Origin of the sequence: Exiguobacterium sp. s161 (assembly GCF_018619045.1) — a bacterium.
GTDB classification, from domain to species: Bacteria; Bacillota; Bacilli; order Exiguobacteriales; family Exiguobacteriaceae; genus Exiguobacterium_A; species Exiguobacterium_A indicum.
In genome coordinates, this window is sequence record NZ_JACSNH010000001.1 from 377,088 (window position 1) to 399,126 (window position 22,039).

A 22,039-nucleotide genomic window follows, 5' to 3' on the forward strand; every position below is an offset into this window, starting at 1 on the left:
CAATGATTCCTTAAACAATAGACTATTATTTCAAAAAAACGAATGGAAAGTTAGAAAACGATGCAATTTTATTTCAAAATTAAGAGGTCAAGTACGACAAAAAACGAAGCTCAACGGTATGAGCTTCGTTTTATATGTTAAATCGCTAAATCGACCGAAGTGTCACTGGCGTTCGGATCCGCATCTGCTCCTTGATCCGGTGCGCCTGGCATGTCACCATCCGGACCATGCCCGTGTCCTGGACCATGACCATCGCGTGCTGGACCTTTTTTGAGGTCAGCGTAGCTTGAGACATCATCTGCGCGGGACTGGATGTGTTCCTTGATCTGTTTCGCTTGTTTTTCTGTCAGCTTGCCATCTTTGACTTGTTGATCAATCGCAGCAGTTTGTGCTGTCAGGACGGCTTTCTCGAAATCGGCGTAAGCAATCTTGTTTGCTTCCGCGAATTCAGGTAAGGGTTGATTCGCTTCCTTGAACTTCGCTTCATCGAGTCCAAGTGTTTTTAGAATCGCTGACGTCGAGTCGCCGAATACGCCACCTGGTCCATGGTCACCACGCTTGCCGTGTTCGCCGCGATCGGGAAGATCGTCGTAGCTCTTCGCGTCCTTATATTCCTCAGTCAGACGAGACTTGATTTCCGTTGCTTGTTTTTTCGTCATCTTCCCGTCTTTGACGAGTTGATTGAGTTCGCTCGTCTGCGCCGCAAGCAATGCTTTTTTATAGTCGGCGAACTTGATTGACTGTGCCTTCGCATAAGCAGCGAGCGATTGATTTGCTGCATCGAACTTCGACTGGCTCAGTCCAAGTGCCTTCAGGACGTCTGCGATCAATGATTCATTGAAGAAACCTGGTCCACCGTGGCGACCCATCGGCATCTTGTCTTTGAGTTCAGCGTAGCTCTTGACGCCACTGAACCGTTCCGTTTGACGCTTCAGCATGTCGTCTGCTTGCGTTTGCGTTAAGTCGCCTGATTTGACGAGACTTGCCAGTTGTTCCTTCGCTGCTGCGAGTTCCGCTTTCTTGTAATTAGCGAACGAGATCCCTTTTGCTTTCGCGAGATCGGCGATCGATTGTCCTTTCTCGCGGGCGGCGTCTGCCTCAGCTTGTGTCAGGTTCAATTTTTTCAACAGTAACGTCATGTCGTGCTTTTTCATACCTTCGAAGTGGTGCCCGTGTTTCGCTTGTTTTGTCGTGCTCGAGTCGTCGTTCGTCGCAGCGTATGCGGATGCGCCTCCGACTGTTAATGCGCTAATTGTCAATGCAGTGATCCATTGTTTTTTGAATGTCATGGGATGATCACTCCTTTCACCTTTTATGGTAGAGGGTCATGAAAGAGAAGTTGTGAGGAAGTTGCAAAGAAACTGCGAAGAAAGGCAAATGCGGGCAAAAAGACGCTACACTAAGAGTGGAGGGATGAATATGAACGTACTATTGATTGAAGATGAACAAAAATTAGCACAGGTGACGGCACGTTTCCTCCGGCACCATGCGTATGAGGTAACGATTGCTAGTTCGTTAGCAGAGGCGAAACAGTGCCTGACGAGAGCGTTTGATGCCGTCTTGATCGACGTCCGCTTACCGGACGGTGACGGTTGGTCACTTGTACCAAGTATCAAATCACAAGTTCAGCCGCCGGTCGTCTTCATGATGACATCGCGTGGAGAGGCAGATGATCGCGTCTTTGGACTTGAACTCGGTGCCGATGATTATCTCGTCAAACCGGTCGTCCTGAAGGAGTTGACGATCCGGCTTGAACGGGCACTTAAAGTCCGTCCGGTCGCTCGCCATGCGTTCGGTGACTTGACGATCGATGAGAAGGGACGCCAAGTCAAAGCGGGAGAACGGGCGATCAGTCTCGCAAAGATGGAGTTCGAACTGTTGCTCTATTTCATTGAACACCTCGGGGAGGCACTCAGCCGGGATCAGATTCTTGACGACGTCTGGGGATATGCATTTGGTGGTGATACCCGGACGGTCGACACGCATGTCAAACAATTGCGGGATAAGTTACCCGTCATTAAACAACAATTGAAGACGGTCCACCGGGTCGGCTATCGATTGGAGGCGATTGAATGAAACGACGTCCTTTGATGCGTAAGTTTTTATACGCTGTCGTCGGTCCGTTGCTCGTGATGGGCGTCCTTAGTTTCGTCTTGACGGCGTTTCTCGTCAATCGGTTCGCAGAAAGTGAACGGTACGATCAACTTGCCCGGGAAGCGAACATCATTAAACAAGCGATTGAAGCCGACACGCCGATTCCGCGTGACATCCAAGGATTTTTGACGACCGATGGATTAACGCAACGGATCGGTGCGCGCGGACCGGCCGGACGGTTACCACTTCTCGACGGTCTTAAGAAGGAAGACGTCATCGAAGTACAAGACGAACGATTGCTGACGTATCAGCTGACTGTTGACGGAACGCGCATCACGACGGTCCGGCAAGCACCACTGGCGAGTAGTGCGCTGAGTGGTGTTTATCTTGCAATCGGACTCGCGTTACTCGTGACCCTATTACTCGCATCCTTGCTCGCCTACTATATGGGACGACACCTGACGCGACCGATCGTCACGCTTCGGTCTGTCGCTCAAAAGATTGGTGCCGGCGAGACAGACGTCGTCTTGCCAGCACGACCGAAGGATGAAGTCGGGGAGTTGATTGACGCGGTCGATGAGATGCAGACACAATTGAAACAAAAGGATCATCTGCAGAAGACGTTCATTGCCGGCATCACCCACGATTTGCGGACGCCGCTCGCGATCATTCGAAACGAGACGGAGGCGCTCGCAGCAGGTGTCATTCCCGTCGCTGAACTGCCCGACGTGACGACAAGCATCATCGAGGAGACGGATCGACTCGGTCATCTGATTGATGAGACGTTGCTTTACTCGAAGCTTGCTGGTGGACGGATGCCGCTTGAAAAGACGGATGTGGCACTCGATGAACTCGTGCTTGCGACAGTCGAACGCCTGCGCGGGACGTTCACGCAGGCAGGACTGACGCTGGCGACAGAGTTGCAACCGGTTAGGCAGTCCCTTGATCTACGCATGTTTGAACGCGTCTTGATGAACTTTCTGATGAACGCCCATTTTGCTTCACCCGTCGGCGGGAGGGTTACCGTTCGCTTAACGCATGACGAATTGACGGTCGAGGACGAAGGAGCGGGAGTCCGAGAAGAAGACCGGGCGACGATTTGGGACGTCTACGTCAAACAAGAAGGCAGTGCCGGTCATGGACTTGGTCTTGCGATCAGTCGGATGATACTTGATAGTCATCAATTTGATTATGGTGTTCGAGACCGGAGTGGTGGGGGAGCGGTGTTCTACGTTCGGTTTTGATTGGACCAATTCGTTACACAAAAAGAGAGGTCAGTTCTCGGAAAGCTTTCCGGAACTGACCTCTCTTGAATTTCAACGATTATTCGCCTTCGTTCGCATGAACGAGACTTGGTTTAACGAGAGTATAGAACTCATCGCTCATCCCGACACGACTGCCCATCTGGCAAGCGAGTTCGAGTGTTTCTTTATAGAAGTTCGCGACGAGATCGTGGTTCTTGATGTGCTCGTCTTGCATCGCCTTTTTGACCCCAAGGACGACTTTATCGATTTGCTCATCGGCATCATTACGGACCGGTACGACGTTTTCCGGAAGATCGACTTCCTTATCGTGTCCGTTGAAGCGGAACGAGGCACCGAATCCGAGGTGTTCGAGGAAGAAGTGTGGTAACAGTTTACTCGCGAAGAACTGATGCCATTCCGTCTCTTTCATCGCTTCCATGTCACGCTTGAACGACGTCGTTGCGAGTGCATAGCGATCGTGTGTATCCTTCATGAACTTCTCGAGGATCGGAACCTGCATTGCAAACGCATTTTTGAGCAAGTTATCGAGCTGTTCTTGCGTTAATTGTTCTTGTTCAGTCATCGCTTTAACCCCATTTCGTTTCGTTATCCCTATCGTAAGAAATTTAGACAATTCCGTCAAATCTTTTTCGAGAATAGAGTTTACCTATTTCACAAAAGGGAATCCATTACTATCGATTATTTTAAGGGGGAGTCAGCATGAAACGAATCGCAATGACAGGAGTCTTACTCGGAGCATGTCTGACTCCGGTGACGGGCTTTGCCGCAAGTAACGTGACATATAGCAAAGGAGTCGTCGAAAACAAGACATTCGGCTATACCGTCAAGACGACGGACATGTTAAAAAAGGCGATCCAACAAGATAAAGTCGAGCTCGTCAAGAATAAGACGGTCAAGTCCCAATACGGTGTCATCACGCGGAGCGGTACGTTCGCATTGTACTATAAAGTTAAGGGAGCGGATCAACTGCTCGTCAACTTGAACTACGAGCCGAAGAAGCTCTCAAAAAAACAGTTCGACCGTGAAATCGGATATGGTACATATCTCGGGACGAAAGGGAGTAAAACCTACTACTACGTCTTACCGACGGAAGCCGTCGAAGGCGCTATCGGTAAGAAAGCGATCGAGAACTTGATCGTCAAGGACGTCCCGCAGATGATGAAGACATTCAAACTGCAATGAGCACTAGCTTTTGCTAGTGCTTCTTTTGTTCGTTCGGTATAGTTGAAAATGAGGTGAATGAATATGGAATGGAACGTCACAGACGTCAAACAGACAACAGATGTATTACAACTCGAAAAATGTGTCAACGATCACGATGGCATTGAATTAAAAGTCGCAGCCGATTGGGTTGGCGAGAACGACTTCGCGATCTATGATGGTAAGCAATTGATTGGATATTTACAAGCATTCGCGTACTTACCGACGGAATGGGAACTAAACGTCTTCGTTGATCCGGATTACCGGAAACAAGGTGTCTTCACGGCACTCGTTGAAGCAGCACGTACGCGGGCAGCGGAAGCAGGCGTCGAAGCATTCACGTTCGTTATTGATGACGCAAGTGAATCAGGTCAAGCTGTCCTTGAAGGGTTAGGTGCTGAGTACCGGATGACCGAGTACAACATGATCCTAAAAAAAGCACAGTTGTTCTTAAAAGCCGATCCGGATTTCGAATTACGCGAAGCGACAGCGGACGATCGTCCGTTCATCGTTGAGACGCTCGGTAAATCGTTCGGGAACACGGACGAGGAAGCCGAGTCGATCTATCAAGCGATTGAATCTGACGACCGGATTACGTTTGTCGGTGTCGCAAACGGCAAACCAGTCGGCGTCATCCGTGCTTACCTTGCTTCCGATACACAAGCGAGCATTCATGCGTTTGCGGTTCGTCCAGAAGCGCAAGGCAATGGTTACGGGAAGAAGATGCTGAAGCTGATGGTTCAAGCGTTGTTCCGAACTGGTCGGACACAGCTTGAACTCGATGTTGAAACAGATAACGACCGGGCACTCGATCTTTACAAAGAAGCGGGATTCGTCGTGCATCGTGGTTATCAGTTCCACGTGTTGGCGGTCTAATTGAAATAAGCATCACGACTTTTCCACTCGCTTTACTCAGGCGAGACACAAGCCGCGACTCTGTCGTCTTTGACGCAGAGCCGGGTCTTGTTCGTCTCTGACAGCGCAGACGCGCTTTTTCCTGTAGGAGTCGAGTGGACGTATGATGCCTATTGAAGAACGGTCTCCGGATCGTTCTTTTTTATGGTTATTATTACAGAAACTAAACAAAAACGTTGGAACCTTTTCTTTAATCCGTCGTATACTAGACATATGGAAAAAAAGAGGAGGCGACGTCATGGAGAGTCGACAGGATTCATTGCGGACGTTGAAGTGGGTATCAGGTGGAATGGAAGCGGTGCTCGGGATTCCGCTCCTAGGTGGTTCAATCGTCTTTTTCTCAGGTTATAATGCCCTGTGGTTGATGCTCGCGTTTCACATCGTCGTCGTCGTATTGACGGCACGTGCCGGGAATGTCTCAAAAGGGAACATCGTCGGGATCGTCGCATCAACGGTTGGGGTCATTCCGGTCGTAGGGATGTTCTTACACATGGCAGCAGCGATCACAATCTTACTTGACGCAGCGTTTAGCAACCGAATTGTTGCACGGACGTACGTAAAACACGTCGAACCGATTCGACCACGTCCGGTCCGTCGGGAACAAGAAAAACAAGAAGACCATCCGTTCTGAGTCTTTTTCGTTGACAGAGAAAAATAAGCCGTGTAAAGTAAACAACAAGTTAAGCCATATCAATTACATCGACGACGCGGAGTAAGTATCGTCAACACTGCCGACCAAGCGAGTCAGGAATGGTGAGAGCCTGACACGGTAAGCTGAACGAGAATGGACCGCTGAGAGCCTGTTGAACCTTCGAGTAGACAGGACGGTTGCCCCCGTTACCGGGCTAGCTGGTTGTTGGACCAGCGACAAGTGGAGACGATTCTTCGTCTCAATCAGAGGTGGCACCGCGCGGATACAGGCGTCCTCTACGCATTAGCTGTTAGCTATGCGTAGAGGACGCCTTTTGTTGTACGTCAAGGTATGCCGAATCATCCAACGCTCATCATATTTCTCAGGAGGCACTACACATGAAAAAGACATTGATCGCAGCGGCGAGTACGGCAGTCCTATTAGCAGGATGTGCAACGACAGAACCAGCAGAAGACAAACAAGCGGACAAAAAGATCCTGCATACGATGGAGAGTTACGACCTCCTGTCGGTCGACCCGGCAGACGCCATCACGTCAAACATCTTCAACCAAATCTACGAAGGACTCTATCGCTTCGACGCGAACAACGAACTTGTTCCGGCGGCAGCGAAATCACATAGCGTGTCAGAAGACGGAAAAGTCTATACGTTCAAGCTCGATCCGAATGCAAAATGGTCGGACGGAAAGCCCGTCACAGCAGAGAACTTCCGTTATGCGTTCGAGCGTGTCATCAAAACGAACTCACCGTTCGCTTACTTGCTCGAGCCAGTCGAAAAAACGACAGCGGTCGACGACGAGACACTTCGAATCGAACTGAAACGTCCGACACCATACTTCCTCAGCATGACGACGTTCGGCACATATATGCCGGTGCGGGAAGATATCGTCAAAGCAGAAGGCGACCAGTTCGGAACGAATCCAAAGACGAACGTCTACAACGGACCGTTCACATTCAAGAAATATCAAGCGGAACAAGGTTATACGCTCGCGAAAAACGCTGAATATGCAGACCGGAAAAACGTCAAAATCGATGAAGTCGACGTTAAAATCATCAAGGATCCGATGCTTGCGATCAACCTATTCGAGTCAGGCGAACTCGATGTCGCACCACTCAACTCGGAGAACGTCGTGACGTACAAGGATCAAAAAGAGTACAACACGTTCAGCGATTCGCGGATGTTCTTCATCCGGATAAATGAAAAGACGAACGCGTTAAAAGATAAACAGACACGTCAAGCAATCGACGCGGCGTACGATAAAAAGGCGTTGACGGAGACATTGCTCGGAAACGGTTCACTGCCAGCGGATTACATCGTGCCGCAAGAACTTGATCCGAAGTACGATAGTACGCGTCAAATCGAATCATCGTATGATGCAACAGCGGCGAACAAAGTGCTCGCAAACCAAAATCTTGAATTGACGATGTTGATTGAAGATGACGACGTCTCGAAAAAAATCGGCGAGTACATCCAAGGGGCGTTGAAGAAGCAGAACGTCGATGTCAAACTGTTGTCACTGCCGAAGAAAGAACGTCTTGCTCGTGAAGGACGCGGGGATTACGATCTATCACTCGCGAGCTGGGCACCAGACTATCAAGACGCGACGACTTACTTGAACTTGTTCACGACCGGTAACCCGTTCAACATGATGGACTACTCGAACAAACAGTATGACCGTCTCTTGAAACAGGCTGAAAGTGAGCTCGACCAGGATAAGCGTCTTGCATTACTCAGTAAGGCGGAAAGCGTATTGCTCGACGATCAAGCGATCTCACCGGTCTACCAACGGAAGAATGCCTTCCTGCAAAACACACAAGTGAAGAACCTCGCGCGACACAATGTCGGAACGGACATTTCCTATAAATACGTCGAAATCAACCGTAACTGACACCCGTATCCTCTTTTCCTGATGACATAAGGAAAAGAGGATTTTTTGTATAGGAGAGATTTGGTAGTTTTATTCTGAAATCAGGTCAATTTGCTAAAACCGCTTTCATCATTAACCGATAGATAGAACGGTGAAAAGAAGAACCAAGAAGGGAAGTCGCAGTTATGAAAAGATTTCGAAGAAACTTGAAGTTACGATTGTTCTTTTGGGTATTGGTGATCTCAGCCGTCACAAGTGGTATCTCAGCACAACTCGTCTTATATCTACATCGTGGGCTCGATGTCGCGGATACGAATGCGATCTGGGTTGGGGCGGGTATCGGTCTTCTCCTCTCTTTGATCGGAACGACGTTGACACAACTTATTCTCCGCCAGCCGATCAAAGCGATTGAAAAAGCGACTGAGACAGCACGCGAAGTCGCAAACGGCAACTTCGATGTTGATTTTGAAGAAGCAAAACGTGGAGATGAAGTCGATCAGCTCATGCATGAGCTTGAAGTAATGGTCTTACATATCCGCAAACAAGCAACGCAGATGGGGAGCTCAAGCGATAAATTAACTGCGTCAGCGCAAGAAATCGCAGCTGCTGTTCAAGAAGGTAACGCGTCTGGTGAAAGCATTCGTTCAGCGATGGCAGAACTATCCGCAAAAATGAACGAAAACGTCGATCAAGCTTATCTTTCGATGGACGCACTCGGTGCGGTCAAGCGGACGATGGATGAAGTCGCAGCAGAAATGAACGAAGCGTTGAAATCAGCGACAGTCATGCAGACGGAAGCGCAGAACGGGAAGACCCTCGCGACGGATTCAGTCGAAGCGATGCATATGATTTCGAAGAAGATGGAGCAGTCAGCGACGCTCAACGGTCGATTGACGGATATGACAGGTGAGATCTCGCGCATTACGGACGTCATCAGTGATATTTCTGCTCAGACGAATTTACTCAGCTTGAATGCTTCGATTGAAGCGGCACGTGCGGGTGAAGCAGGTCGTGGTTTTGCCGTCGTTGCAGCAGAAGTTAAGAAACTCGCAGAACAAACTGCAACATCAGCAAAAGAAATCACGGATCTGATTTCAGGCGTTAAACGTCTCGTTAATGATACAGCGAATGCGATGACGGATGTCCAAAATGAAGTCGCAACAGGCGTCGGTCTTGTCGAACAAGCTGGTTCATCATTCGAAGAAATTCATCATTCGACGGAGCATGTCTACTCACGCGTGAAATCGGTCGACCAACTCGTCGTTAAATCGGATCAAGAGATTGATCAAGTCGGTCTGACGACTGCGAATATCCTCGCGATGGTTGAGGAAGCATCCAAACACGCAGAGCAAGTCTTGCAGGCATCAAGCCATCAAGCGGCTTCACTCGGTGAAGTCAATGGTGCCATGGAAGAACTGGTCGCAGTAGCGGAGCAATTACAGGAAGAAACAGGCGCAACGCGTCTCTGATTGATGAGAAATCATACATCCTAAAAACAGGATGTATGCTTTTTTTTGGATTTTTTTGAAAAAAGCATTAAACATTTCGGAGGGACGACGATATATAGGGTGGAAGCAGTCATCGACTAATTCTACCGTGTCACCCTTGGGCCGGCCAGGGGGCACATCTCGGAGAAGACGGATCTTCAAAGAGACAAAAAACTTATCCTATGGAGGGAAATTAACATGATTATCAATCACAACGTAACAGCACTCAACACACACAACAAATTATCTGCAGCAACTGGAGCTCAAAGCAAGTCAATGGAGAAACTTGCTTCAGGTCTTCGCATCAACCGTGCAGGTGATGATGCAGCAGGTCTTGCAATTTCTGAAAAAATGCGTGCTCAGGTTCGCGGACTTGATCAAGCATCACGCAACGCACAAGATGGTATTTCATTGATTCAAACAGCTGAAGGCGCTTTAAACGAAACACACGATATTCTTCAACGGATGCGCGAATTATCTGTACAAGCAGCAAACGGTACAAATAACACTGAAGATTTAGCTGCGATTAAAGCTGAAGGTGATGAGCTTGTTACAGAAATCGACCGTATTGCTTCGGCAACTAAATTCAATGGTAAAGATTTAATTTCTGCAGATGCTGCAAACATTAAGCTACAAATTGGTGCTAATGATAGTACAAGTACTGCTGCTTATGAATCTTTAGAATTAAAACTTGAGGATGTAAAATCAGATACTGGGTCTCTAAATATCAGTGGGTTAGATGTTTCTGCTGGCGGTACTTCTACAGCTGCAATCGATGTAGCAATTGAAAGTGTTAGTAAGTCACGTTCTTACTTAGGGGCGAATCAAAACCGTCTCGAACACACGATCAACAACTTAAAAACATCGTCTGAAAACTTAACAGCAGCAGAATCTCGTATTCGCGACGTTGATATGGCAAAAGAAATGATGAATCAAACGAAAAACTCAATCCTTGCTCAAGCTGCTCAAGCGATGCTTGCTCAAGCAAACCAACAACCACAAGGTGTTCTTCAGTTACTCCGTTAATCGATAAAAGAGAGAATAGGGAGCTTCCTCTCGTTCTCTCTTTCTGTATGTAAAACTAATCCATACCCTTCAAAAAAAACACGAGGTGAAAAAATGAAAAAACATACAAAAAAATTATTATCGCTTGGATTATCTGCAGCTCTAGTGGCACCTTTGGTACTTTCGAATCAAGGCTTAGTGAATGCAGTTGAAGCACCAAAAAATGGAAAAATTAAATTTGTAGCGCTCGATGATACTAAAGGTACATTTGTAAAAAGTAAAGAGGTAAAACTGACAAAACTAGATACTCAAACAGGGAAAGTTGTCGGATTAGCAGAAGCGTGGGTAAATGCTGCAGCCGATACAAAAACGACAAGTGATGCTGGAGAAGCTACGTTTGAAAATGTTACAGCAGGTAAATATGCGTTGACGATGACTGTGAATGCGACTACAACTGTCACTCGTTTTGTAACATATGCACCGAAAGCAACGGAATTAATTACAAAAGTAACAGCGCTCCCAGCTTTAGCTGATGTCGATAAAAAAGTTTCTGGAGCCATCGGTGGAACAATCAAAGGTGCTAATGCAACAACGACAGTAGCTATCGTTGGAAAAGATGCAACTTGGACAACGAAAGCCGATGCTAACGGAGTGTTTAATGTGTTTTTACCAGCAGGCACATATGATGTAATCGTTGTTGGAAAAGATACAGACACTTCTACAGACGATAAAAAAAATACATTATATAAAGCTGTTAAAGTTCAAGCAGGTCAAACATCATCTCCTTTAGAACAGATGGATGCGACAGTTGCATGGGCAAATGGAGAAAAAGGGTTTAAATTTACTGAATCTAAAGTGTCTGCGACATCTACTTCAGAGTCGTTCTCAAACATCTCTAAGGAATATAAAGGAACGGTAGATCGGGACGCAATTATTTCGGCATATGCTGTTGATGAGAAGGGGACTGAAGTGAAAACTGATGATGTCTACACACTTCTCGCTGAAACTACCGCAAAATACGATAGTAAAAAAGCAACTCCTGCACCATTTTCTTTGAAAGTACCAGCTGTACAACCTGGGAAAATAATCAAAGTGATTGTAAGAGATACTGCTGCTAATACGTTCGAAAAAGACTTTAAATTTGATTTACTTGATCCTAAATTTAAAGAGGACTCTACAAAAGCAGAAATTGGTCAACCAATCGATATCACTTTCACAGATGTTACAAAAACATTGGGTTCTGATAAATTAGTTGTTAAAGTAAAAGTTAAAGGTGCTGACGATAACACTTATAAAACTCTTGTGAAAAGTACTGGAACTACCGGGGATAAAGTAAAAGACTACAGTGTTGCGAGCGGAAAAATCACGATTAATGCAGCATACTTCGTCAAAAACTTTGCAGCAAAAGCACAAGACTATACATTCTCAATTGTTGATACTGGTTTTGATACTACAAAATCGACTATTGACCAAAAACTTGTTGCCTCAACAGCCGTTGCGCCTGCTCTTACAGTCGTAGCTGAAAAAGGAACGACAGGGACAAAACTTAAAGTAACAGCAACTGCTGAAACTCAAAATAAGATTATATATGCGAAGAGTAGCACAGCTCCGACTGCACCAAAGCTATACTCTGAGGTGGCTAATTCAACTGAATACAAAGCTGGTGATGAAATTACTGGTGTAGATGCCAAAACGACTAAATATTTGGCTGTATACGAAGTGAATGCTGCTGGACAGGTACTGAAGTACAAAGCATTAACATTAACAGACAAACAAGTAGTAGCGGCTGATGCAGCAGCATTGACGGCATCGCTAAGTGCTGGTGCTGAAGGTAAAACAAAAGTAACTTTACCGGAAACGGGTAAGTTCAAGTATGCAAAAGTTGCTTCTGCCGGCACTGCTTTAACAAAACCTAAAGTGGGCGACGCAGCTACTACGTACGCTACTGCAATCGTGAACGCGGCTGAAGTTTCTGTAGCTGCGGGTGATCGACTATATGTAGTTGAAGTAGATAGCTCTTCAAAAATCACAAAATGGGTTGAATTGACAGTGAAAACAGCAGATATTGGTGTAGCACCTTAAAACTAATCAAAAATTATTAAGATCCATTACAGAACTGTTACCATCGGGCAAATTATAGCCTGATGGTAACAGTTTTTTATTGAGAACTTTTAGGAATTTCACTGAACTGTTATAAAAACAAAAGGAGTGACCGATACATAGAGTAGAGAATAGAAGGAGGAATTTGAATGAATTCCATTAATACGGAAATTCGGCTACACTTGCCTCAAAATGTTTTACCTTATAAAGCGACACGTAACGTTTTTATAGAAGCGAATCAGGAATCCTTGTCAGAAGAGGGCGTCATCATTCTTCCTACCCCTCAGCATATTACGAAATTAGAAACGGCCATCGAACAGGCGAACATCAAACTCGAAGTCCAGCGGACAGGATTGAAGTTTGTCAAACACGAAAAGCTAAATGAATACTACATTCAGGTCGTAGATGCCAATAATCAAGTCGTCAAAGAAATTCCGAATAAAAAGGAACTCGATTTTTTTGCGGCTTTCATGGAATTCAATCAATTGATTGACAAGCGAATTTAAGAAGAAGGGACGGATTTGATGGCAAACATACGTCTAAGTGGACTTGCGAGTGGAATCGATACGGAATCAATGATTAAACAATTGATGCAAGCAGAACGAGCACCTGTGGATCGTCTTTCTCAAAAAAAACAGACCTTGACCTGGCAACGTGACGCCTATCGTGAGATGAATCGCGCTTTACTTGATCTACGTACAGCAGCCAGTGATATGTTGTTATCTAAAAACTATTCGGCAAAGTCTGTGGTGAGTTCGAATTCGAATGTCTTGAGTGTTACAGCGAACTCAACAGCAGCAACAGGAAGTATCACGATCGATAGAATCGACCGATTAGCGACTCCAGCATCACTTACTATTAGTCAAGGGGCGCCCACTACACCTCCTATTTCTACTACGACGATGCTCAAAGATAGTCAGCTACTTGGTATAGACAGCGCAACGAAACAAGCAAGTCTAGAGCTTCAGACATACGCAGCTGACGGTTCAAAAACAGTAAAGACGGTTACACTTCATTTGGATGAGACAGCGACGATTGGTGATCTTGTCAATCAAATCAATGGATCAAAAGAGCTAGGACTCAGTGCGGTATTTAACGATCTAACGGGGAAACTGGTATTATCTCGTCAAGCGACAGGACAATTGAATACAAGTGATGAGATTAAATGGACGGATCAGAATGCAAGTGCGCTGACGACTCTCCCTGCTCAAACTGCTAAAGCGGGAGCGAACGCCTCTTATCAAATCGGAGGTACTTCGCTAGAACAAACGTCCAATACTTTCGTCCAAAACGGACTTACGATTACGTTGAACAATACGACAACTAGTCCGACGACGTTGACGACAAAGTTAGATACACAGACGAACTTTGATACAATTAAAAAATTCGTCGATAAATACAATGATTTGATTGATAAGATGAATAAAAAAGTCCGAGAAGAAAAGTTCCGGGACTATCAACCATTGACGGATGCCCAGCGAAAAGAACTAAGTGAAGATGAAGTCAAGAAGTGGGAAGAGAAAGCGATGAGCGGTGTCTTGAAGAATGATCCTTTATTAAGAGACGGGATAAATGATTTCCGCAGTACGTTATCAGCAAAGATTGATACGGACTACACGATTCCATCTGCGTCAGGCCCCATCACACTGAATTCGTTGTCGCAAATCGGAATTACGACGACGAGTGATTTCCGAGACGGTGGGAAAATCAAACTCGATGAAACCAAATTAAAAGAGATGCTTGAAAAACATCCGGATAGCGTCTATCGTCTCTTTACAGTCGAGGCACCTCAAAAAGTTACACAACCTGATGGAACAGAAATTAAAAATCCAGATGGACTAAGTGGATTCATTCGTCAGATTCAAGCATTTACGACGACTTTACGTGATAAAGTTTCAAGCGTCGCCGGACGTGATGGGTCCGTCGCGACGACCTATCGACTCGGGAAGTCGCTCGCTGACATTGATAAGAGTATGTTGTCTTGGGAAGACAAGCTCAAGCGTAAAGAAGACAGTTACTATCGTCGATTCGCGGCGATGGAACAAGCGATGAACCAAGCAAACAGCCAATCGGCAACATTGACGAACTATTTGACACAAGGCCAGTAAGAAGGAGGATCTAACATGAATCCATATGCCACATACCAAACGAACTCTGTCACAACCGCATTACCACAAGACTTGACGCTCATGCTCTATGAAGGATTAATCAAATTCGCGATGCTCGCGAAACGATCAATTGAACAAGGATTGATCGAACAAAAAAATACGAACATCCAAAAAGCACAAGCGATCATCAGTGAACTTCAATTGACACTTAATCAGTCGATTGCATTATCCAAAGACTTGAACGCGCTTTATGATTATATGCAAGGGCGTTTGATGGATGCGAACGTCAAGAATGATGTCGTCGCAATCGAGGAAGTGATTGGCTTTGCGGAAGAGTTCCGTGAGACGTGGAAAGAAGCGATGAAACTCGCGAAGCAACGATGAGTCCGCTTGACCCGCTTCGCTTCAAGACGAAACGGCTGATGGAGTTACTGGATCAGACGCCGAACGACGAGACGTATGATGATTGGATTGAAAAAATTCAGCATCTGCTCAACGAACGGGAAGCATTCATTGCCGCACACTCCAATTTACTAGCCGGTGCAAATCAAGCAATCATTCAGGAGTTGGTAGCAGACAGTCGACAAATCGACTTGAAATTATCAGCAGAAACGGCTAAATTAGGGGTACAAATTAGTCAGTTGCGTCAGACCCAGTCGAGTCGGAAATCATACGTCGATCCGTATGAGGATGTCGACAATAGCTTTTCTCCGTATTTTGATTCGCGTCAGTAATGTTTTTGCGTGAGGGAGGAATCTTTCGTGAAGAAACAAGAGCCAGCTAAACGCCGTGCACCACAAACCTATTTCCAATCGGACGGTTCATATGATCAGTTCATTGAACCGGATGTCGAGACAGAGTCGTGGGAAGCGCTCGAGCGTCCAATCTCGGAACAACCGGATGTGTATGAGGAAGAAAAGTACCGCCGTGAATCATGACACGATAAAAAGAACGGAATCCGCGGATTCCGTTCTTTTTATTTGAAGCGATAGGCATTTTTGTCTTCCTGTTTGACGGTATACATCGCTTCATCGGCGCGAATCAGCAGAAGGCTCGTCGTCGTTCCGTCTTCCGGGTAACGTGCTATTCCGATCGAAGGCGTGACATGCATCGTCTGCGCTTGATAAAGGAATACCTTATTCAGCCGCTTGAGAATGCTTTCTGCGTAATGGATCGTACCTGTGCGATCCCTATGCAGGAAGACGATGAATTCGTCGCCGCCAAGTCGTGCTGCCATCTCCGCTTCCTGCAAATCGGCTTCTAAGCGTCGTGCGGTCTCTTGTAGAACGAAGTCCCCCGCATCATGACCGAACTGATCATTGATGCCTTTAAAGCCATCCAAGTCGATGAACAGTAACGATCCTTCTTGCCAATGTTTTAATTCATTCGATAGGACTTCCTCGAAATAGCGACGATTTGGTAATCCGGTAAGCGCGTCCTGGTATCCGAGCGAACGCAACATCCGTTCTTCCGTCAAGGCATGCGTCCTGTCCGCTAAGATGATATAGAAGTCATGCTCGCGCGGAATCGAGATGACCGTCACTTCAAAGGCGCGTCCGTCGTCGAGTTGCATCAGTTGATGTTCGATTGGTGTTCCTTGCCAGCTGATTGGGACGATCTGTTCCATCAGTTGATCCGGAAGCTGTCCGGCAGGGAAATACTGTTCCGCGATCGGATTCATCGCTTTTTCATGACCATTGGCATCCATCCGAACGATCGGATACGGATGATTCAAAAATAGCCGACGGTACTCTTCCTTTCGCAGTTCCAGGCGCTCCGTTTTTTCGCTGACGCGTTGCAATAACTCATTTTCCGAAAGGCTCAGCTCGCGTAAGAGCCGTGTGTTTTGACGCTCGGAGAAAAATTGGCGTACGAAAAAGAGCGAGAAGAGACCGATGAGACTACTCCAGTATATGGTAGATGGAATCGGCGCGTACGAGATGCCACCAACGACAATCAAGAGACTGAGGTAGGGAAGGTACGAGATTGTCCATCGTTCAGAGGCTTCCGGAGAGTACGTTTTTCGATAATACTGCAAGAGACCATATAAGCTGACCGGATAAAGCGGAAAGAACCAACTGGCAATGTCGAGCTGATCCCGGATGAAAAACGTATAGTAACCAAAAATCGCAAAGATGAACAACAGCATCGATTGAATCAGTAAGCGATGCGATTTATTGTGTAAGCCGGTCGTATAAAGTAAGAAGAAAAAGAACAGTTGTGCAATGAAGCTAAGTGCAAAACCGCTCATCCCCACGAGTTCAATGGAAGAACGAGCAATATCCGGTATATACCGCAAGATGATCGTGTAGCCGAAGACGAATGTCATACCGAAGAGTAAAATCCCGTCGACGTATAGAAGCGGTAAGCGCCGGACCGTCGACCAATTGATTTGTTTCGCGAAAGTTATCGCTGTCAGGATAAAAAAGCCGGTAATCGTCAGGTTGACGACGGTATCGAGTTCTGGGGGGTGCCAGGCAGTTGGTAAGAAGCTGAAGGCGAAGTTCAAGATGATACCGATCGTGAACCACTCGATTGCTCGCCGGATGATTGGTAACGTTCCAGACGCACGAGCTACCCATGAGCAATAGAGAAGTCCGGTGATTGTACTGAAGACAGCAAAAATCGGACCAGCATGAAACCAGCTTGATCCGAGAATGGCAATGTACGTAACGATGACATACCACTGGACGCGAGACATGTGTCGCATGCATGATCCTCCTTTTTTATGTAGTTTCGTTAGACGTTATGTGTTTCACGATACAATTCCCAATGTTCCCGTGCTTCTTTTTTTGTCCGGTCCGACACGGTCTTACTTTGGAAGATGAGACCATACCATTGTTTTGCATCATCCGTCCGTTTTAAGACAGCATATAAGTCACTGATTCGCAGTAAGAGGACATCGTGAGGAATACCAGTACGAACAGCGTCGGTATAGTTGAGATACAGGGCTTCGTACTTCGTAACCGACCGTTCCATCCACTGTAATTCTTGTGCTTCGTCTCCGAGCATCCGGTACATCCAAGCAATCCGGACGCCGAGCATGGCAAGAATCGCTTCTTTTTGTCCGGTCACTTGCGCGGTATAGAGCGCTAATTTATATAGCTGTAAGGATTGTTCAATTGTTCGTTCCGTTGCTGCGAACGATAATACCGGGAGCGTCGGCAAGATTTGCTCTTCGAGTGTCTGACGCACGTCCGTCCGCAACTTTTCAAACGATTCATGAAAGACGAAGCGACAGTGGGAACACTGGATCGGTTCGTACAGATAGGGATTCGATCCTTGGTAATGGACGAAGCCGTCAAAATCCGTTCGATCGACCCGAATATGACGAGACAAGACACGCTTCGTTTCTGTTTCTTTTAAGCAATAGGTACACTTACATTTTTTTAAATACAATTCAGGCATGGATAGTCTCCTCGTGTTGTCGGATTAGACAAAGACGTTGACGAGCATGCCTTTGATTTCCCCGACTTGATCTAAAATATCAAGTCGTCTTGATTCTCCAGATAAGACGGTGTCCGTCAATTGCAATAGCTTCGTATCGACTTGTTCGACGACTTTATAGATTTTCGTCCGTCCGCGGCGATTGAAGCCGCGTTTCTCTTCTAGTTGTTGCGACTGATCCAGTGCATCCTTTAGGAAGTCCTTGATCTTCTCCTTGTAGCTCTCTAGGTTTTCAATCGTATGACTCTCAGCGAGGAGTTGACCGTGCTCTTCTACGAGCAGTAACTTTTGCTGGAGACGTTCATAACCTTTATGTTCTCGTTTATCCTGCATTAAGGCAGAGAAGGTCGTCGATGCCTCGACTTCCCGAGGACCGGACCGAGCTGACTGAAGTCGTTGGGTTTCTTGAATGCGGCGAATGTCCATAGCTGACACTTCCTTCTTAGTTGAGTAGTTGCAAGACGCCTTGCGGTAATGCGTTCGCTTGGGCAATCATGGCCATACCGGATTGGTTGAGGATGTTATATTTCGCATACTCCATCATCTCCCGTGCCATATCGGTATCGCGAATCCGTGACTCGGACGCCGTCAAGTTCTCGCGGCTGATACTGAGAACGGAATTCGTTGCTTCAAAGCGGTTTTGGATCGCACCAAGCTTCGCGCGTTGATTCGAAACGTTGTCGATCGCTTTCGTATAGAGGGTGATCGCAGTGCTTGCACTGTCACTCGACAGGACGCTTAACGCATATTCCGTCGTGCCACTCGTTTCCGTCATAGCGACACCACCCGTTGCTGGTGTAGTTGTCGTACTGATGCCGAGCGCCAGCCCACGCATGTCTTCGACTGTAACCGAGATACCTTCGTTTGCCCCAGCGTTCGTTTGAATGAAGAGGGCGCTTTTCCCTTCAGCAAAGTCACCCGTTAAGATATCTTTTCCGTTGAACTGGGTCGTTTTTGCGATCCGTGTCACTTCATTCGTCAATTGATCGATTTCCGATTGAATCGAAGAGCGGTCTTCAGGCGCAAGAGTTCCGTTACTTGCTTGGACAGCGAGTTCACGCATCCGTTGCAAGAGACTATGCGTTTCGTTCATGCCGCCTTCTAACGTCTGCACCATCGAGATGCCATCGAGAACATTTTGTTCCGCTTTATCGAGTGCTTGCAAGCGATTCCGCATCTTTTCAGAGATGGCGAGACCGGCTGCATCGTCCGCAGCACGGTTAATCTTCTGACCGCTTGAGAGTTTATCCATCGTTGTCTTGACATTTAATTGATTCGCCGTCAGGTTGCGATACGCCTTTAGTGCTTGGACATTGTTTGAGATTTTCATTCGTATGCCATCCTTTCATATCCTGCATGATGGGCTGCCCGAGCGAGCGGGCGCTTATTTGTACTTGCTGCTTGCCATGTAACCAACAGTTCTTCAGCAAGGAAAAGTGCTTCCGTGAGCACGTGATGTTCTGTGTAGGCACGCAGCGTCTGTTGACCGAGGTAGAAATACAAGGCTTCGAGTTGGGACGTGATGATTCCGCCGTCGTCATGCAGTCCTTCCGAAAGCTTCGTCAGTAGTGCGTAGGCTTTTTGCAGACGTTCATTCATGTGATCAAACGCTTTTACTTCAATCGCTGATATCGCCTGTTCATATTGAAAGACAAGTCCTTGCAACATCTTTTCTGTCAATTGTTGTGGGGTCATCTGATACAGTTCTTGTTCTGTCATGTCTGTCGTCCTTTCGCGTGGTCCAGTTCTTCGATCAATAAGAGGAGTTCTGCCATGACGTCGTAGAGTTGCGGTGGAATCGCGGTCCCGAGGTCGAGATCGAGCAGATGACCGAGTAATGAGGTATCGTGTTCGACAGCGATTCCGTTGGCGCGTGCTTCCTGCAAGATTCGGTCGGCCGCTTGTCCTGTCGCGCGGGCGACAACGACAGGTGCTTGTCCGGACGCTTCATCGTAACGCAGAACGGCAGCAGATTTCCGGTGCTTCAAATCGATTTTCTGGTACATGGCTTCCTCCTTTAAATCCGGTAATCATACCCGTTTGGTGTCTTATCTTTTTGTTTGGCGACGTCTTGTCGTTCTTCCTTCGTGAACGGTCGGAACTGAATCCGGACATCTTGATAACCGGTCGCTTCTAAGGCGTCCGTCGTCCGTTCAAGGAACGGTGCAGCGAGTCGCTCGAGAATCGGCAGATCGTTTTCAATTGTGATTTGCATCTTCCGGTTGACGGTTTCGACACGTACGCCAATGTCACCGAGACGTTTTGTATTCAGCTGGACGTACAATGTATTGTTTTCCCAGTCGATCACTTCATCCGGTCGTTTATTTTGAAGGTGAACATGAAGACCGGCTGTCGCTTCGACGATCTGTACCGGAAGCGATAATAGAATCTGATTCAACTGTTGTTGATTATCAGGCTTATTGATTTGCTGTTGCGTCGTCAAGAATGACTGAAGTTTCGAAGCTTCCGGATTGAGAGTCGGAGCAGCGAGCTTCAACTCGGCACTTTGTAGCTGCAGTGCTTTTTGAACCGTTTCTTGTAAGACCCGCGGACTATTTTGCTTTGGCTCATACGGTATGAGCTTTGCTGGTGCGTCATTTGGCGTTCGTGTGCTTGACGTGTTCCATTCCGGTAAATAGGTCGGACGGACGTTTGCTGGCGCGTAGCGGAAGGCTTCAAAGCCCGTCCGGACTTCTTGCAGTAGTGCCTTCGCTTCTGTTCCCCGACCGAGGGAAGCGAGTTCAGCACCGCGTTCGAGCTTCGATAAAAAGTGGATCAACTGTTTTTCATCCCGCATCGTCGTATGCAACATCGCGTCCGTTTGCTGGAACATTTGCTTCAACCGGTGTGCCGTACTTTCAATGACAGCGACCATTTGCACCGGGCGGGACTCGACGAGTGGTTCGATTTGTCGTAGTTGTGACACAATCGTTCGCTGTTGGCTTTTGAAGTCGTTCGTCACCTCCGCTAAGCGAGGGGTCACCTCTCGGACGAGGGTCAGAGCTGAACGCGTCGCAGTTGCGGGCTCGACCGGACTTGCAGCACGCGCCGTCAGACCGATCAATTGCTCACGGACACTCGTCTTCGTCTCGAGTGGAGCTTGCGGGAAGTGAGGCGTTAGTTGTTTACGGACCGTTTCGACGTCTCCTTGCTCAAGCGCCGTGATGAGTGCGGGACGTTCCTTTGCTGGCAAGTGTTCAATGTACTGACGCATATGCAATGGTGTTGCGTCTTCGATATCACGCTGCGTCGGTAAAGTAGCGCGTGCGACGTCAAGCGCAACGGCTTTTTCGAATGTCGGTTGGTCGCGTAAGGCGTCACGTTCCGGAAGGACATCGACGAATTCTTCTGTCGTCGCTAACAGACTATCGATCAATAGTTCCGCTTCCGGTGGAAGGGAATTGTCAGGACGCGAGACGAGTTCAAGGACAAGATCCTTGTAGCTGCCTTGTAAAGCTGTGACCAGTTGGGCGACGACTTCCGGTGTTTGAGGCAACTGACCGCTCGCAAGGAGTTTTGCGACAGCTGGTTTCAGTTCTGCTGGTACGCCTTCGAGTAAAGCAGGATCGACGTTTGACGGAATCGAGACGGCGGACGGTGTTTCAGCGTCAGACTCTGAGACGGCCGGTAGCTGTTCGATCAGATAACCTTCTGCCGTTTGACCTTTCACTTTAAACTGGAAATCACCTGTCGGAACATCTCCAGTGAATGTCATCTCGATTTTATCCCGTCCGACTTGAACGAGCGCCGTATGCGGTCCTGTTTGTTCCAAGACGGTTCCTTTATATGTCTTCGTCTCCGAAAGCACGGTTTGTCCGGCAGGTACCGTCGAACGAGCTGGATTCAACTGGATATTCATCAAACGTCCTCCTTTTTTCAAAATACATCATCTTATTATATA

Annotated in this window: 23 protein-coding genes and 1 other annotated feature; of the genes, 14 read left to right on the top strand and 9 right to left on the bottom strand. The window is 47.1% G+C overall.

Translation table 11 applies throughout. The annotated features are described in order from the left end of the window. Positions 1 to 137: 137 nt before the first annotated feature. Positions 138 to 1,289: a hypothetical protein gene (locus KNQ14_RS01730; RefSeq protein WP_214859400.1), complete on the bottom strand. Its 1,152-nt coding sequence runs from the start codon at positions 1,287 to 1,289 to the stop codon at positions 138 to 140. A gap of 130 nt (positions 1,290 to 1,419) precedes the next feature. Here KNQ14_RS01730 and KNQ14_RS01735 point away from each other — a divergent pair, with 130 nt between their 5' ends. Continuing rightward, positions 1,420 to 2,076 (top strand): response regulator transcription factor, encoded by a 657-nt coding sequence (locus KNQ14_RS01735; protein WP_214859402.1) that lies wholly within the window; start codon positions 1,420 to 1,422, stop codon positions 2,074 to 2,076. Then, positions 2,073 to 3,338, top strand: a complete 1,266-nt coding sequence (locus KNQ14_RS01740) for a HAMP domain-containing sensor histidine kinase (protein WP_214859409.1) — start codon at positions 2,073 to 2,075, stop codon at positions 3,336 to 3,338. Before KNQ14_RS01735 ends, KNQ14_RS01740 begins: the two co-directional genes overlap by 4 nt. 79 nt (positions 3,339 to 3,417) lie before the next feature. On the opposite strand, the gene KNQ14_RS01745 is transcribed toward KNQ14_RS01740, so the two are convergent. Further along, the gene (locus KNQ14_RS01745; RefSeq protein WP_023469278.1) at positions 3,418 to 3,921 is read right to left on the bottom strand and encodes a hypothetical protein; all 504 of its coding nucleotides are present in this window, start codon (positions 3,919 to 3,921) and stop codon (positions 3,418 to 3,420) included. Between the two features lie 137 nt (positions 3,922 to 4,058). Between KNQ14_RS01745 and KNQ14_RS01750 the strand changes: the two genes are divergently transcribed. The 12 genes from KNQ14_RS01750 (at position 4,059) to KNQ14_RS01805 (ending at position 15,629) form a co-directional block, all read left to right on the top strand. Continuing rightward, positions 4,059 to 4,541 (top strand): hypothetical protein, encoded by a 483-nt coding sequence (locus KNQ14_RS01750; protein WP_214859411.1) that lies wholly within the window; start codon positions 4,059 to 4,061, stop codon positions 4,539 to 4,541. A 63-nt stretch (positions 4,542 to 4,604) separates the two neighbouring features. Next, entirely contained in the window at positions 4,605 to 5,435 is an 831-nt protein-coding gene (locus KNQ14_RS01755; protein ID WP_214859412.1) for a GNAT family N-acetyltransferase, read from the top strand. Positions 5,436 to 5,712: 277 nt separating this feature from the next. Next, on the top strand, positions 5,713 to 6,105 hold the full coding sequence (locus KNQ14_RS01760; protein WP_214859413.1) for a hypothetical protein: 393 nt from the start codon (positions 5,713 to 5,715) through the stop codon (positions 6,103 to 6,105). Positions 6,106 to 6,167: 62 nt separating this feature from the next. Further along, positions 6,168 to 6,405: a binding site (T-box leader), on the top strand. Positions 6,406 to 6,503: 98 nt separating this feature from the next. After that, positions 6,504 to 8,012 (top strand): peptide ABC transporter substrate-binding protein, encoded by a 1,509-nt coding sequence (locus KNQ14_RS01765; RefSeq protein ID WP_214859414.1) that lies wholly within the window; start codon positions 6,504 to 6,506, stop codon positions 8,010 to 8,012. Positions 8,013 to 8,197: 185 nt separating this feature from the next. After that, on the top strand, positions 8,198 to 9,460 hold the full coding sequence (locus tag KNQ14_RS01770; RefSeq protein WP_235504907.1) for a methyl-accepting chemotaxis protein: 1,263 nt from the start codon (positions 8,198 to 8,200) through the stop codon (positions 9,458 to 9,460). A 216-nt stretch (positions 9,461 to 9,676) separates the two neighbouring features. Further along, entirely contained in the window at positions 9,677 to 10,504 is an 828-nt protein-coding gene (locus KNQ14_RS01775) for a flagellin N-terminal helical domain-containing protein (RefSeq protein ID WP_214859415.1), read from the top strand. A 93-nt stretch (positions 10,505 to 10,597) separates the two neighbouring features. After that, a complete protein-coding gene (locus tag KNQ14_RS01780; protein WP_214859417.1) occupies positions 10,598 to 12,565 on the top strand; it encodes a hypothetical protein in 1,968 nt (655 codons plus the stop codon). Positions 12,566 to 12,732: 167 nt separating this feature from the next. Further along, a complete protein-coding gene (locus tag KNQ14_RS01785; protein ID WP_214859419.1) occupies positions 12,733 to 13,089 on the top strand; it encodes a flagellar protein FlaG in 357 nt (118 codons plus the stop codon). 18 nt (positions 13,090 to 13,107) lie between these two features. After that, a complete protein-coding gene (fliD, locus tag KNQ14_RS01790) occupies positions 13,108 to 14,691 on the top strand; it encodes a flagellar filament capping protein FliD (protein ID WP_214859422.1) in 1,584 nt (527 codons plus the stop codon). Positions 14,692 to 14,706: 15 nt separating this feature from the next. Further along, the gene (fliS, locus tag KNQ14_RS01795; protein ID WP_214859423.1) at positions 14,707 to 15,075 is read left to right on the top strand and encodes a flagellar export chaperone FliS; all 369 of its coding nucleotides are present in this window, start codon (positions 14,707 to 14,709) and stop codon (positions 15,073 to 15,075) included. Next, positions 15,072 to 15,425 (top strand): hypothetical protein, encoded by a 354-nt coding sequence (locus KNQ14_RS01800; RefSeq protein WP_214859424.1) that lies wholly within the window; start codon positions 15,072 to 15,074, stop codon positions 15,423 to 15,425. Before fliS ends, KNQ14_RS01800 begins: the two co-directional genes overlap by 4 nt. Positions 15,426 to 15,452: 27 nt before the next feature. Beyond that, positions 15,453 to 15,629 (top strand): hypothetical protein, encoded by a 177-nt coding sequence (locus KNQ14_RS01805; RefSeq protein ID WP_214859425.1) that lies wholly within the window; start codon positions 15,453 to 15,455, stop codon positions 15,627 to 15,629. Positions 15,630 to 15,667: 38 nt separating this feature from the next. Here KNQ14_RS01805 and KNQ14_RS01810 read toward each other — a convergent pair whose 3' ends face one another. From KNQ14_RS01810 to KNQ14_RS01840, 7 genes are read right to left on the bottom strand one after another with little or no spacing between them, the layout of a single operon-like run. After that, positions 15,668 to 17,401 carry a GGDEF domain-containing protein gene (locus KNQ14_RS01810; protein WP_214859426.1) on the bottom strand — a complete coding sequence of 578 codons (1,734 nt, stop codon included), beginning with the start codon at positions 17,399 to 17,401 and terminating at the stop codon, positions 15,668 to 15,670. Between the two features lie 29 nt (positions 17,402 to 17,430). Then, positions 17,431 to 18,099 (bottom strand): DUF2225 domain-containing protein, encoded by a 669-nt coding sequence (locus KNQ14_RS01815; protein WP_214859427.1) that lies wholly within the window; start codon positions 18,097 to 18,099, stop codon positions 17,431 to 17,433. Between the two features lie 24 nt (positions 18,100 to 18,123). After that, on the bottom strand, positions 18,124 to 18,564 hold the full coding sequence (locus KNQ14_RS01820) for a YaaR family protein (RefSeq protein WP_214859429.1): 441 nt from the start codon (positions 18,562 to 18,564) through the stop codon (positions 18,124 to 18,126). Between the two features lie 16 nt (positions 18,565 to 18,580). Continuing rightward, positions 18,581 to 19,468 carry a flagellin N-terminal helical domain-containing protein gene (locus tag KNQ14_RS01825; RefSeq protein ID WP_214859431.1) on the bottom strand — a complete coding sequence of 296 codons (888 nt, stop codon included), beginning with the start codon at positions 19,466 to 19,468 and terminating at the stop codon, positions 18,581 to 18,583. Then, positions 19,465 to 19,857, bottom strand: coding sequence for a flagellar export chaperone FliS (locus KNQ14_RS01830; protein WP_214859433.1), 393 nt, complete (start codon positions 19,855 to 19,857; stop codon positions 19,465 to 19,467). Before KNQ14_RS01830 ends, KNQ14_RS01825 begins: the two co-directional genes overlap by 4 nt. Further along, complete coding sequence (locus KNQ14_RS01835; protein ID WP_053454192.1) at positions 19,854 to 20,144, bottom strand: EscU/YscU/HrcU family type III secretion system export apparatus switch protein; 291 nt, start codon at positions 20,142 to 20,144, stop codon at positions 19,854 to 19,856. The genes KNQ14_RS01830 and KNQ14_RS01835 overlap by 4 nt, the downstream gene beginning before the upstream one ends. 11 nt (positions 20,145 to 20,155) lie before the next feature. Then, on the bottom strand, positions 20,156 to 21,997 hold the full coding sequence (locus KNQ14_RS01840) for a hypothetical protein (protein WP_214859436.1): 1,842 nt from the start codon (positions 21,995 to 21,997) through the stop codon (positions 20,156 to 20,158). Positions 21,998 to 22,039 lie beyond the last annotated feature (42 nt).